This window comes from Variovorax durovernensis (genome assembly GCF_977011995.1).
In genome coordinates this window covers 2,835,978-2,850,314 of sequence record NZ_CDRNCW010000001.1, presented here as the reverse complement: position 1 = coordinate 2,850,314, position 14,337 = coordinate 2,835,978, and the positions used below count along the sequence as shown (strand labels likewise).

Sequence of the window (14,337 nt, the reverse complement as noted above, 5' to 3'; positions counted from 1 at the left end):
CGGCACGCAAGACTGCCGTTTGTCACAAAAACTTCATGTCAAGCACGCGGCCGGGAGCCTGGAAAGGCGCTCCCGGCCGTCGCGTTCACTGCCCCAGCAGTTGCCGCTCCCGCGCCGTGAGCTTGGCCTTCTGCGCTTCCGGCAGCGCACCGCGCCCCAGAACCTGCACCGGGCTGTTCACGTCGTAGCCAACCTTGGCAGCCGTCGCGCGCGGCTCGGCCGGTGCGGCGGCGCCCTCTTCGTTGCCGAAGCCCAGCACCCGCACGGTGAACACCGACGGCAGGCTCTGCCGCGCCACCGCGCGTTCGCGCTGCAGCACGTCCTGTGCGGCCACCGCGGCCTGCGATGCGGCAGCGCTGGCGTTGGTGAGCGCGCCCACGTTCACCGCCGCGATCGTCGGGATGCCGACCGACTCGCCCTTGACCGCGATGTTGGCCGCATTGACCACCTGCAGGGCCGCAAGGTTCACGTTGCCCGACACGCGGATGCCGGCTTCGCCCGCGTCGATGGTGCCCAGCGGCGCGATCAGGTCGATGTCGCCGGCCGGCACTTCCGGAATCGGCGCCAGCGTCGCGATGCCCGCGCCGGTGCTCGGCACGTTCGACGACAGCGTCACGTTGCCCCACTGGTCGTACTCGCGCTTGGGCGGCGTGTAGACCACCGTGGTCTTGGAGCCCCGGCCGGCGTTGATGTCGCCTTCGGCAGACCATCCGAGGATGTGGCCGCCGAACGTGGTCATGATGCGGCTCTGGCCCAGCAGGATGCTGCCCAGCGAGTACAGCGAGATGTCGCCCTTGCCCTGCGTAATGACCCCGGGCGTGATGCCGGCCTTGGCCACCGGCGCATTGCCCTCGACGCCGAACAGCTGCGCGCCGCCCGGCGTCAGCATCTGGATGCCGCCGCCGAACAGGGTGTTGACGCCGGCCGAGCCGTACATCGTGATGTCGCCGCGGTAGCTGATCGCCTTGCCTTCGGCATCGGCCTCGGGGAACAGCGCCGAGATGGCGTTGCGCCCGCGCAGGTAGCTGCCGTAGCGCGCGCCGTCGGCGTCGTTGTACTCACGCCCGCCGGCCTTCAGCTCGGCGAAGTACACCTGCCGCGCGAACGCGCGTTGCTGCGCCGGCGGCAATGCGTCGAAGAAAGCCCGCGCCTCGCTCGCCGTGCCGGTGAAGCCCAGGCCGTTGTCCGCGTCGCGCAGCCATGCAAACAGTTCGGCCTCGTAGGTCTTCACGACCTTGCCGGGCTGGCTGGCCAGCGGCGTGCCGCTTTCGGCGCGGCGGTCCGCATCGAGGTAGCGCGCGAGGAAGCCGGCGTAGTCGGCGCCCTGCGCGCCGGTGCCGGCCGTCATCGCGATGCTCGCGCCGGGGCGCTTGTCGCCCGGCGTCGCCGGGCCCAGGCTGGCAACGGATGCGCGGTCTTCCATGACGATGTTGCGCCCCGCCGTGATCTCCAATGTGCCGGGGCCCGCCACGTTGAAGCTGCTGTAGAGGATGTCGCGGCCCGCGACCATGCGCGAGACATCCTGCGCATGGCTGTGGATGGACAGGTTGCCGCTGGAGTTCGCGTCGTTCTTCGTGCCGGTGCCCAGGCTCAGGGAAGTGGGCTGTCCGAGCCCGGTGCCCGCGCTCACGATGTCGCGCCCCGCGATCACCCAGGCCGGCGCGGCGGCCTCGTACCAGGTCGCGCCGTCCCCGCGCTGCAGGATCTCGCCGCTTCGCAGGCCGACGATGTCGCCGCTCAGCGCATAGAAGCGCGCCGGCGTGCGCGGCGCATCGGCCACCCCGGGCGCGTAGGTCTCGGGGACGAAGGCGAACAGGCGGAACGGGTCGGTGCGCGCGTTCATCTCCAGGCCGCCGGCGCCCAGGTTGTCGGCCACGCGCTGGTTGCCGTTGAAGCCGGCGAACGCGGGCTTCAGCGGACCGGGCATCTGAGCCGGGTCGGCGCCCGACTGGTTGATGGCGTAGTTGCCCATGTACATCGAGTCGCCGGCCAGCAGCTCGAGCTGGCCGCTGCGCGACGGCGCGAGCAGCAGCGAGAACCGCGAGGTGGAATCGTTGGTGCCCACGTCCCCGTTATTGGCCGAGGCGCCGCTGTAGATGCTGCCGCCCGCGGCCACCGCGCGCAGGATCGCCGGGTAGACGAAGCGGAAGTCGGTGGGCTCGACGTTGGTGCCGGTGACGATGGAGGTGGCCGTGCCCTCGCTCATCTGCGTGCTGGGCGTGAGGCTGCCGCCGGCCGAGAACAGGTCGATGGCGGTGCGCTCGGTCCACAGCGAGAACCAGCTCAGGCCGCCGCCGCCGTAGGACGCGAAGGGCGAGCTGTTCATCAGGCGCACCCGGCCGGGATCGCCGGCGCCGCCCACCACCAGGTCGCCCAGGGTGTCGATGCGCATGGCCGAGTCGCCGGGCATCAGCACGAGGCCGCCGGTCGATTCGGCGCGGTTCGAGGTGAAGGGGTCGAAGGCTCGCGGGTCCTTCATGTCGCGCCCGCCCAGAATCATGCCGCCGACCGAGGCCGCGCTCAGCTGCGTGGCGCCGCGCAGGTTGACCAGCGCGCCCTGCAGGTCGTGGTTCGGGTGTTCCGAGCTGTTGGCGCGGCCGCGCGCCAGCTGCGAGCTGTTGACGCCGCCGCCGATGCGCACGTCGATGTCGCCGCCGCCGGTGAGCACGATGCTGCCGTCGTCGGCCACGCGGCCGGTGCTGCCGACCGCCACCACCAGTCCCTGGCTGCGGGCCGTGCCCTTGCGCTCGAGCATGCCGGCGTCGCCGCCGGCCTGAACCTGCACGTTGCCGCCGCCGAGCGTGCCGAAGCCGGTGAAGCCAACCAGCGAAGGCTTCACGTCAGCGCCCGGGGTGCCGCTCGGGTCGACGGCGTAGCTGCCGAAGTTGATCCACCACGCGGTCGGCAGCTGCGCGCTGCCGTCGCCCTGGCGCCAGAGCCAGTTGCCCACCGCTACGCTCGACTTCTGCACCACGTCGTTGTTGAGCGGGGTGAGCATGTCGCTCGTGATGTCGCCACCCGCGCGCACCAGCAGGTTGCCGCCGGCCTCGGGGAACCAGGCCTGGTAGGCGCGGGCGTCGCCCGCCACCAGCGATTCGTAGTCGGCGCCGCCGGTGCCCAGCACGCTGGTGGCGCCCGGCGCGGTGCCGCGCGCCTGGTTGTAGCGGGGCGCGACACCCGCGGACTGCGTGCCCGCGGTGTAGATGCCGTAGAGCGAGCGCACGTCCACGTCACCCGAGGCGACCAGGTCGAGGTCGCCGGTGCCGGTGCGCACCACGCTGATGCCCTGCCCGTGCGCGGCGAGGGCTTTCATCGCGCTGCCGTAGTCGATGCAGTTCTCGGGCGTGGACACGCAGATCGGCAGGTACTCCTCGGGAATCGGTGTGCCGCCCGGGAAGCCGAAGCCATTGTCGGGCGACCATGCGATGCCGCTCTTGCTGACGCAGTCGTTCGGGTCGATGAGCGCGCACAGCCACTCTTCGTCCGGCGTCACCGGCTGCCCCGAGGGCATGCCCCAGTTGTTGAATTCCGCCCAGACCAGCGTGCCGCCGCCCTGGGTGACGGTGGCGCGGTAGTGCGTGTCGGCCAGGCGCAGGCTGCCCGCGCCGGCCAGCGCGATGCGCGTGTCGGCGGCGCCCAGGTCGGCGCCGGCCACCAGCCGCACCGACCACGACTCGCTGCCGGCCGCGAGCATCGGTGCCAGCGCCCAGTTGCGCCCGCGCGTGCCGTCGCTGTCGGGGCGCAGTTCGATGTAGCCCACGCCGCTCTCGAGCACGACCCGGGTGGTCGACGGAATGAGCGCGCCGCGCTGCAGCTCGAGCGTGCCGCCGAGCAGCACGTTGCGGCGTGCGACGTCGTTCTCGAACGCGACCGGCAGCGGCACGCCCTTGGGCCAGCGCATGGCGGCCAGCGCGGTGCCCTTGGGCAGCGCCATGCCGGCGCCCAGCTGCGTGCCCGCGGGCAGCACCATGGCTTCCTTCAGCAAGGTACCGCGCGCCTGCAGCAGATTGCCCGAGGCGTCGCGCACGTCGCCGGACAGCACGGTGCCCGCGGGCACCGTGTACGGTTGTGCCAGTGCCGCGGCGGCGGGAAGGCGCACGGCCTCGCCCAGCGTGAGCGCCTGCATCGGCAGGTCGTAGTTCAGCGTGGCACCCGACGGAAACGCCGTGCCCTCGGCCAGGCGCACGCCGCCGATCGGCAGCACCAGGTCGCCGTTGTAGGGCTGCACGCCCGGTATCAGCGCCCAGCCGTTCTCCTCGGGCGTCAGCGGCGGCGGCGCGAAGCCGTCGTTGATGCTGCCGTAGATGTCCATGTTGCCCGCGGCGCGCAGCACCAGGCTGCCCGCCTCGCCGGAGCCGTACACGCCGGTCTTCTGCGTGCGCGGGTTGAGGCTGGCGTAGCGGTAGCCCGAGAGGTCGAGGTCGCCCTGCACCACCAGGTCTTTGTCGGTGACGATCTGCACGCCGGGGCGCAGGTGCAGCGCATCGGCATACGTGGCGTTGTTCAGGCCGGCGAGCTTGCCGTGCAGCAGCGCGCCGTTGGCGAGTGCGGCGTCCATGAACAACGTGCTCTGTTCGTGCTTGTGGTCCAGGTAGGCCTGCGTGATCTCGCGGTACGGACGGCCGCTCACGGAATCCAGCCCGTCCTTGATGACCGCCAGGGGATCGTTGTCGTCGTAGCGCCAGACGGCGTTGACCGCGATGGAGCGCGCGCCGTCGATGGCCAGGCTCCCGCTGGCGTCGATGCGGATGTCGCCGCTGGTCTCGCCGGTGCGCGCCGCGTACAGGTCCAGCGTGCCGCGCTTCTGGCCGTCGTGCTGGCCCGGCTGGCTGCCGACGGCGGCGCCGGTGCCGTGGCGCAGGTCGATGCGCGCGCCGCCGGCCAGCGTGAGCACGCCGTCGCCGCCGTCGAGCTCGACCATGGCGCGGTTGGGCGCGTCGATGATCTTGCCGCGGCTGTCCACGCGCAGCACCGTGCCGTGCGCGTCGAGCAAGGCACCGCCGCCGATCGTCAGGCCGTTCCTGCCCGCCAGGCGAATGCTGCCCACGCGCTCGCCGCTGGCGTCGATGGTGCCCAGCACCGCGAGGCTGCCGTTGTCGACGGACACATTCACTTCGCCGGCCTTCAGCTCATTGCCGATGACGAGATCGCCCTGCTTCAGCTGGAAGCTGCGGCTGCCGAACACCGCGCCGTCGTTCAGGCGCTGGTTGAGCGCCGCGAACTGGTCGCTCGGCGTGCCGCTGTCGCCCAGGCGCTGGGCGCGGATGTCCACGCCGCCCGCCTTGAAGGGCACCATCGTGCCGCCGGCGTCGTAGTGGCCGCTGCTCGCGCCGAGGATGCGGCCCTGCAGGTCCACCACGCCGGCCGACGCGCCGAGCGCCACGGCCTTGAGCGTGCCGGCGCGGTTGCCCTGCGCCGACAGGTCGATGACGGCGCCCGCCGCCTGGCGGATGTTGCCGGCCTGGCTCTCGAGACCGACGTCGCCGCCCCAGCTGAACTTGTCGACGTCGTTGAAGCCCAGCTTGCGGCCCGAGACATCGATGAGCGCGCCGTCGGCCAGCGTCAGGTCGTCCTGCGCCGTCATCGCGAGCTTGCCGCTGGGCAGCACGATGGCCGAGTCCAGCACGATGCTGCGCGCGTTGAACGCCAGGTCCGCGCCCATTGCCTGGATGCGCCTGGCCGCATCGGCGTCGAGCCGGCCGCCTTCGGGCGCGCCGATGCGCAAGGTGCCGCCGGCGGTGATGCGGCCGACCGAGCCCGCGTCGCCCGTGACGAGCGGCGTCGTGATCTCCAGGTTGCCGCCGCTCCAGGCGTAGCCCTTGCCTTCTTCATAGGCGCCCTGGCTCTGGTAGACCGAGAGGCTGCCCTTGCGGTTGGTGCTCAGGCGCTCGCTGGCGCCCAGCTTCACGGTGGCGAAGCCGAGCGCGAGGCGCGCATCGTCGTCCTGCCCGTTGCTCACGGTGTGCGGCGCGCCGCCGAGTTCGATGCGCGCCGCCTGGATGTCGAGCGTTCCGCTGCCGGTGCCCGCGCCGCCGTCGATCACCGTGCCGGGAAGCTGTGTCGCGCCGCTCCAGATCAGGTTCTGCGTGCGGATGGTCGCCACGTCGCCCGCGCCGCCCGCGCCATAGATCGCGGGGGTGCTGAGCACCAGCGAGTCGACGCGCGACTTGCCGGTGGCCGGGTCGATGGTGTCGAGCGTGACGTTGCCGTAGAAATTGATGGCGTCGCGCACGGTGAGCGTGAGCGATTCGAGCGCAGGCGCGCCTGTGCTGGTGTCGCCGTTCAGCAGGCGCTGCAGCAGGTCCTGCGTGAGCGTGAGGCCGCCGGCGAGCACGCCGTGCGCCTGCGCGTCGGCCAGCGACTGCGTGGTGCCCGCATTCACGCCGCTCACCGCCAGCGCAAGGTGGCGCGTGCCGTAGCGCGCGGCTTCGTCGAGCTCGAAGTCGCCGTTGGTGGCCGCCGTGATCGTGCCCTCCGAATAGAAAGTGCTGTTCCTGTCGCACGACGGCAGCGCGCACACGCCCAGGCGTATCGAGCCCGGGCTGCCGATGCTTGGCGCCTGCGGCGCCAGCACGTCGAGCCGCCCGTTCGACACGGCCAGCAGGCTCGTGGTGCCGGGCTGGTAGACGAAGCCCGAAGACGCGTCGTAGATCGCGTCGCCCCGGCCCAGCGTGGAGATGCCGGCGCCGGCCTCGACGACCAGGTCGCTGCCTGCCAGGAAAACCTCCGGCGCCTGCAGCGAAGCACCCGCGCGCAGCACCACGTCACGGGCCGGCGAGGAGAAGTTGACATAGCGCCCCTGCTGGCCGTAGATCACCTGCGGCGTCGCGCCGACCACCAGCCGGCCGGCGCCGAGCGCGTTGAGTGTGTCCGAACGGACCGAGGCGCCGTCGAAGCCCGGGGTGTGGCGCTGGCCCGCGCCCAGCACCTCGATGCTCTCGCCGAGCACCATGGCCGTGCCGCCGCGGCCGCCCTGCGCCGCCTGGAAGCGGGCCAGGCCCTCGAAGTTCAGGGACACGTCGTCGTTGCCTCTGCTCAGCACGAAGGCCAGCGATCCGGCATCGGCCGGCAGCACCGCGCGCGGCACGCCCAGGCGCGCGGCGTCGGTGCGCACGAAATCGGCATAGCTTGTTTCGTTGTACTGCGCATAGGTGCGCAGCACGGCGGCCGGCGTCAGGATCACCTGGCTGGACAGGCTGTCGCGCAGGCCCGTGCCGGCCACCGACAGCTGGCCGCTGCTCGACCAGGAACCGTTGCGCATCGCCAGCGGCTGCGCGCCGGCGCCCTTGCTCCCGGGAGCGCCGTTGAGCTCCACGCGGAAGGCGCCCGGCAGCAGCGCATAGGTCGACGGCATCAGCGTGTAGGTGCCCGCGGGCAGGCCCGGCACGCCGGCGCCGATGGTGATCTGCCGGCCGATGTCCGACTTCGACGCGCCCGCCGGGCCGCCGGCCGGCGCGGCCAGCGGCTGCGCGCCGGGAACGATCGCATACACCGCATTGGTGGACAGCGAGGGCAGCGAGAAACGGCCGTCGGCGCCGATCTGCATGAGCGGATGGAAGCGCGCGTCGGTCGAGCCGCCGCGGCCCGAGACGAACCCCGCGCCGGTGAGTTCGCCGCCGCCCGAAAGATCGAGCAGCGCGCCCGCCTGCACGTCCACGAGTTCGGCGCCCAGGCGTATGCCCGCGCCGCCGCCGGCGCCCTTGAGCGCCGCCGGGCGGCCGTCGTATTGGTAGGCAATGCCGTCGGTGGTGCCGCCATAAGGCATGACCAGCCCCGCGCCGCTGACCGACGTGATGCTGCCCGGCAGCAGCGCCACGCGCTTCGCGCCCTGCGAGCTATCGGTGCCCAAGGTGATGTTGCCGAGCGGCGCGCGGATCACGCCGCCCTGCTCGATCACCGCGGCGGCGAATTCGAGCGCGCCGAAGGCCGAATACGGAACGCCGGCCGGCGCCTCGCCGCGGCGCTCGATGCGCAGCACGCTGCCGGGGTCGTAGACGGGCCTGAGCAGCACCGGGTCCATGCGGTAGCCCGCATTCACCTGCGCGGTGGCCCCGGTCTCCGGATAGAGCTGCGCCGCGGCGAGCGTGAGGCTGCCGCGGGTCCACAGGCGCGAGCGCGCATCGGCGTTGTTGGGCGCGAGGAAGCGGATGTCGCCGTCGCTCGCCAGCTCGACGTTCTCGAAGCCGCGCCGCTCGACGCGCACCGGCGTGAACTCGGTGTGTTCGGCATAGCTGCCGGAGGTGCCGAAGGAAATGCCGTTGCCCAGGTCGAGCATCCGGCCCGCCTGCACTGAGAACGCCGCTTCGGAGTCCAGCGGCGTCATGCCGTGCTGGATGCCGGGACGCACCGAGCCGCTGCCCGCGGCGTAGTACAGGCCGGTGCCCGACAGCTTGACGTAGGGCGCCGCCAGCTGCACGTGCGCATTGGCGCTGGACGACTCGGCCAGCGACAGCGAACTCGAGAACAGCGACAGCCCCTGGCCCATGCGCAGGCTCACGTCGCCGTCGAAAGACAACTGGCCGTTGGCCAGCAGCGCGAGATTGTCGAAACCCCCGGCGCTCAGCCGGTCGGCCGAGAGCCGGGTCTTGCCATAGCGCAGCGCCGCGTCCGCCTGGCCGGGCGCCAGGCCCTCCGCCAGCAGCGGCGCCTGCGATTGCACCAGCGTCAGCTCGCGCGGGACGATGGCGTCCTGCTGCGCGCGGTTCAGGCCGGTGCTGCCGTACAGCGGCGATTCGAGCGCGATGTCCAGTGAACCACCCGCGGCGCCCGCGCCGCCGGCCGCCGCGCGCAGCGAGCCGTCGATGTGCAGGCCGAGGTACGAACTCAGCGAGATGCGCCCGCCGTCGGTGGCGATGTTGGTGCGCCCCTGGCCCGGGACGTCGAGCGCCGCCTGCGCGCCGGAGGCGTCGAGCCTGGCGCCCGGCCGCACGATCACGTAGGCGTCGGCCGAGCTGGCGACGGCGCGGTCGTGGTCGATCACGCCACCGATCACGATGCTGCCGCCGGCATCCACATCGCCGTAGGTACGGCCGTGTACATCCACGGCCGTGCGCGCGCGGCCCGACACGTCGAGCACGGCGTTGTCGCCGATCCATATCGAGCGCGTGTGCACCTTGCCGTCGGCCTGCGGTGTTTCCTGGGCCGGATCGACCAGGCCGTACTGCTGCTGGCGCACGTCGATGCTGCCGCCGTGCGCGACGAGCGTCGCGTCGACGGTGATCTGGCCCGCGCCTCGCAGCGCAATGGTCTGCCCGGGATCGACCTCGATGCGCGCACCGCGCCCGATGAGCAGCGAGCCGGTCAGGGGATCGATCTCGCCGAGCAGGCTGCGGCCGGCCTGCAGGGTCAGGCTCGCGCCCTTGCGCTGCAGCAGCACGCCCTTGGCGGCGTCTTCCTGGTAGAGCGGCTGCGCCCACAGCTCCAGCGCTTGCGCGGAACCGCCGGCGGTCGGCACGCTGCGTGCGTCGTCCCGGAAGCGATACACCGGCATCGTCACGTCCACCTGCGTACCCTCGGCCACGCCCAGGCCGTCGCCGCCGATGACCTCGTAGGCGGAGAAGCCCTTGTCGAAGAAGTTGCCGCCCAGCACCAGCGTGCCGGACTCGGTGGCACCTGGCTGCTCGGAGATCAGCACCTTGGCCGCCTCCAGCGACAGCGTACCGCCGCCCGCGACGCCGTAGCCGCGCAAGTGCGCTTCGGGGTCGAGTCGAAGGCTGCCCGTGCGCGTGGTGGTCGCCAGTTTCACGCTGCCGCCCTTGCCGCCCTGCGTCTTGCCGCCCATGCGCATGACCGCGCCCGAGGTCACGTCGATCGTGCTGCCGCGTTGCAGCGCCACGTCGCCGCTGGCGCGAATCGCGACACTGCCGCCGTTCGCATAGGCGATGTTTTCCGCGAACGGGTCGAGCTCCAGGTTGCTCCACAGGCCGCTCGCGTCCAGCGTCACGCCGTCTGCCAGCGTGACGTTGCCCACGGGTTTTGCCGCGTTGACGAGCATGTCGACCCGGCCGCCGACGCCCACCTGGGAGAGCACGTTGCCAAGCGCCATGCTGCCGCCGTGGGCCGTCAGGTTCGCCTGCACCGCGACGTCGTTGCCGTACAGCGTGATGTTGCCGCCCGAGGCCACCCGCAGGTCGGCGTTGACCTCGATCTTTTCCCGCGCTGCGATGCGCACGGCGCCCAGCGCCATGCCGTTGAGTTGCGCGGTATCGAGCACCAGCTTGTCCTTGCGCTCGGCGGGCAGGGCAGTGTCGAGGTCCAGCGCGGCGGCGATGCGCTCGCCGGTCTCCTTGAGTTCCACCCGGTCCAGCGCGGCGGCCAGCACGTGGCTCAGCCCGCCGTTGCGCCGGTCGAACATCGGAACGTAGTCGCCGATGACGAGCTGGCCCCGCTGCGAGGCCGCGTCGTGCGACTGGTTGTAGCCGTCCACGTCCGCCTGCGGTGCCTGGGTCTGCCGCGCGCCCTGGAAGGCTTCGCTGGTGATGTCTCCCTCGAGCACCGCCGCGCCGGTGGCAATGACCAGCTTGCCCGCGTCGCGCCCCACGGTGTAGCCGTTCTCCAGCCGCCTCTGCGGGCCGATCAGCGGGTTGTAGAAGTAGCCCGTCGTCTTGTCGCCCCAGCGCTTGTGCTCGTCCTCGAAGCCGCGGTAGAGCCCTTCGTAGCGCTGGTCGCCCGGCGCCTTCGACACCTCGTAGAGGCGCCCGTCCGCGCCCTTGAGCCAGGTCTGGTGGATGAAGCCCGTCTGCACGTTGAGCGTGCCGCCGGAGAGATTGATGTTGGAGCCCGCCTGGGTGACGACCTCCGCGCCGCCGAAGCTGACGGTGCCGCCCTGCGCCATCCATTCGCTGGCGGTGTGGCCCTCGGTACCGAGATAGCCGCCCACTTCCAGCAGGCCGCCCGCCGTGTACCAGCGGTCGCTGGCGTAGCCGTTGGTGCCCTTGGGCACCAGGACCAGGGTGCGCCGGTCGATCCACACATCGAGGTTGTTCAGGCTCTTGCCGTCGCGGTTGAGCGGCGCGTCGCGCTGCTCGTTGCCCTGGATGTTGACCTTGACGTTGTTGCTCTCCATCGCCAGGTTCACGCCCACCGCGCCCGAGACGTCGATCTGCGCGCGGTCGCGCACCAGGCTGCGCCTGGCTGCCGTGACCGCGATCTGGCCGCCGGTGGCCAGCGTCAGCGAGTCGGCCTGGAAGTCGACCGTGCCGCTGCTGGCGATCTCGATGCGCGACTGGTCGCGCCGGTCGCGCACCGCCGCCACGTCCTGGTTGGGATCGGGCAGCGCGGGGCCGCGCAGGCCGTCGCGCTGGCTGTTCAGCGCCGTGGTGTTGCCGTCGTCCTCGATCGCCACCACGGTGGTGGCGCCCGGGCCGAGCGTGACCTTGCCGTCCGCGCCCAGCGCATTGAGGTGGACCGTGCCGCGCGCGTTGACCGTGGTGGTGGCAACGGCCACGCCGCTCTGCTGCACGTCGCGCCCGGCCATCGTCACGTCGCCTTCGCGCGCCACGATCAGCCCGGTGTTGGTGACCTTGCCCGCGAGGCTGCCGGCGTCGAACTGCGGCGTGACCTCGTTGCCGCGGGTGCTGGAGGCCTGGTTGCCACCGGTGCCCGCCCCCTTCTTGATGATGAAGCTGTCGCCCGCGGCAAGCACCGCCTGGCCCCGTGGCGTGGCGATGTCGCCGGCGTTGTGCACCTCCTGGCCGACCAGCAGCACGTAGCCGCCGCCGTCGGTGGAGACGGTCGGCGCGCGCGTGGCGATGCGGGCGCCCGCCTGCACTTCCACCTTGCTCTGCGCGTTGGTGAAGCTGGGCGTGGTGCCGTTCGAGTAGATGCCGTTGGCGTTGAACTGCGCATCGGAGATATGCGCCGCCGCCGCCACAAGGTTGCGCGTGTCGACCTGGCTGCTGCCGCTGAACACGATGCCGTTGCGGTTGGCGATGAGCACCGTGCCGTCGCCCTTCACCTGCCCTTGGATCTGCGAAGGCCGCGCGGCCGGGTCGTTGACGCGGTTGAGCACGGCCCAGTCGGCCTGCTGCTTGAATTCGACCGTGGTGTTGCGCCCGACGTTGAAGGTCTCCCAGTTCAGGATGGCCTTGTCGCCGGTCTGCTGCACCGTCACCGTGCTGCGGCCGCCGGCGTTGTCGGCCTTTGGCGCCAGCGCGTTGTGCCAGCCGGCCGTGAGGCTGCTGGTGTCGACCTTCAGGCCGCCTTCGACCAGTCCGTCGGGCACGTCGGTGCCGCCGTTCTGCGCGGCCAGCCGTGCCGCGTTCTGCGCCGCCTGTTGCGCGGCAATCGCCTGCGCCGCGAGATTCAGGTTGCCGATGGAGCGCTGCAGCTGCTCGTTGGCCTTCTGCTGCTGCGCGAGAGGATTCGTCAGCATCGAGGCCGGCGTGCCGTTCGGCAGGTAGCCCGTGGCCGCGGCCGTACCCTGCGCCACGTTCTTCTGCGCCATCCATGCGGCGCTGAACGCGCGCTGCGCCTGTGCGTTGCCGGCCAGTCCCGCCATGGCCAGTGCGATGGCGACCGCATGCGCGACCGGTGCGCGGCGGAATGTCTGTTTGCTCATTTCATACCCCAGAGGAAAACCCGTTCGCGTGATTGCGTGGCGCGGCGGCCTCGCGGCACCGTGCTCTGGTTAAGAGACCGGGCTCGCCCGGCACGACCGACACGGCCGCGGCAAAAGACAGCAAAAATTTCCTGCGGGGTGCGACGCGGCATGTTTTTCACAGCCGTGTCATGAAGCGCATGCAGGCGGGCACGCGCGTTTTTTCAACGCCGAAGCGTCAGCCGAGCAGCACGATGCCGGCCGGCAGCGTCGTGACCTTGGCGCCATAGCTGGCGCCGATCAGCGTCTCGATGCGCGCGAGCTGCTCCAGCCGCAGCCGCGCCTGCACCTTGCGGCGGCCCAGCTCGGCGTTGGTGACGATCAGCCGGCCGGGGCGGTAGCGGTTGATTTCCTCCACCACGGCCGAAAGCGGCGTGTCGTTGAACACCAGCACGCGGTCGCGCCATGCGTTCACGGCCGACAGGTCGGGCGTGCGCGCGAGTTCGGCGCGGCGCTGGCCGTAGTTGATCTGCTGCGCCTCGCCGGCCACCAGCACGCGCCCGCCGTAGTCCAGCTCGACCGAACCGGCCAGGCAGGTCACGCACACCTCGGGGCCGGTGGCGCGCACGTTGAAGCGGCTGCCCGCCGCGGCCACCAGCTTGCCGCCGCCGACCGTCAGCGTGAACGGCGCGGTGCGCGCGGCATTCAGAAGCACCTGCGCCTCGCCCGCCAGCAGGTCGAGCGCGGCGGGCTCGCCCTCGGCGCCGCGGGCGAGGTTGAAGCTGGTCTGGGTGTTCATCTCGACCACCACGGAATCGGCCAGCACCACCTGGCGCTGCTCGCCGGTGGCGGTGCTGTAGTCGGCCGTCATGTCGGACAGCGCGGGCCACAGCCGGGCGGGCGGGCGCACCACGACGAAGGCCGCCACGCCGGCCGCCAGCGCGGCGCCCAGGAAGTAGCGGCGCCCGGGGTGCGCGACGGCGGCCACGGCAGAACGCGGCGATGCTTCGGCCGCGCGCATGCGCTGTGCGACTGCTTCGGCGGCGGGTCGGGTCGCATCCCACAGCCGGGTGGCCTCGGCCATCACCTGAGCATGCAGCGGGCTGCGGCCGCACCAGCGCTTGAAATCCTGCGCATCGACCGTGGTGGCGCGGCCCGAGGTCAGGCGCACGAGCCAGTCCCGCGCCTGGGCTTCCAGGTCGGTGCGATCGTCGGACGGGGTGGTCATGGTCGTCATTCTTCTATCAATGACTGTTTTCCGGCCCCGGGACCGAACCTCTGGATCACATCGCGCCCCAAACGGCCCGCGCAATGCACCAGGGCGGCCTTCACTTCCCGCTCGACGATGCGCACCGACACGCCGTAGCGCAGCGCGATGTCCTTGTGCGGCGTCTCGTCCACGCGCGAGGCCAGGAAAATCTCGCGGCGGCGGCGCGGCAGCTCTTCGAGCGCGCGCTCCAGGGCCAGCACCTCGCTGCGCGCCTCCGACACGCGCGCCGGGTCGCGGCTCTCGTCGGCAAAGTGCAGCAGCTCCTCGACCTCGACGAAATCGAGCAGGCGGCCGTTGGCGATGCGCCTGTCTTCCGCCACGTTCGACGCAATGCGCAGCAGGTACGCCATCGGGCTGGCCACCGGGCCGGGGTCGCTCATGCGGTTCACGCGCAGCCAGGTCTCGTGCAGCACGTCGTCGGCCACGTCGTCGGAACCGAGGCGGCGGCGCAGCCGGTTGCGGAAGTCGATGTAGCGGCTCGTGAGCAGGCCGCGCAGGAAACCGGGGGTGTCCTTCGATTCCACGGCCT

The 14,337-nt window shown here is 71.6% G+C and carries 3 protein-coding genes; all 3 read right to left on the bottom strand.

Annotated elements, in window-relative coordinates:
• Nucleotides 1–85: 85 nt before the first annotated feature.
• The 3 genes from ACWV14_RS13510 to ACWV14_RS13500 all read right to left on the bottom strand — a co-directional run bounded on the left by ACWV14_RS13510 (nucleotide 86) and on the right by ACWV14_RS13500 (nucleotide 14,332).
• Complete coding sequence (locus ACWV14_RS13510) at nucleotides 86–12,559, bottom strand: filamentous haemagglutinin family protein (RefSeq protein WP_454909079.1); 12,474 nt, start codon at nucleotides 12,557–12,559, stop codon at nucleotides 86–88.
• Between the two features lie 217 nt (nucleotides 12,560–12,776).
• Nucleotides 12,777–13,766 (bottom strand): FecR family protein, encoded by a 990-nt coding sequence (locus tag ACWV14_RS13505; RefSeq protein WP_454909078.1) that lies wholly within the window; start codon nucleotides 13,764–13,766, stop codon nucleotides 12,777–12,779.
• A gap of 5 nt (nucleotides 13,767–13,771) precedes the next feature.
• A complete protein-coding gene (locus tag ACWV14_RS13500; protein WP_454909077.1) occupies nucleotides 13,772–14,332 on the bottom strand; it encodes an RNA polymerase sigma factor in 561 nt (186 codons plus the stop codon).
• Between the last annotated feature and the right edge of the window lie 5 nt (nucleotides 14,333–14,337).

What these genes read in the sequence shown, in the direction of transcription:
- ACWV14_RS13510 (WP_454909079.1), bottom strand. Translation starts at nt 12,559, where the DNA reads ATGAGCAAACAGACATTCCGCCGCGCACCGGTCGCGCATGCGGTCGCC.
- ACWV14_RS13505 (WP_454909078.1), bottom strand. Translation starts at nt 13,766, where the DNA reads ATGACCACCCCGTCCGACGATCGCACCGACCTGGAAGCCCAGGCGCGG.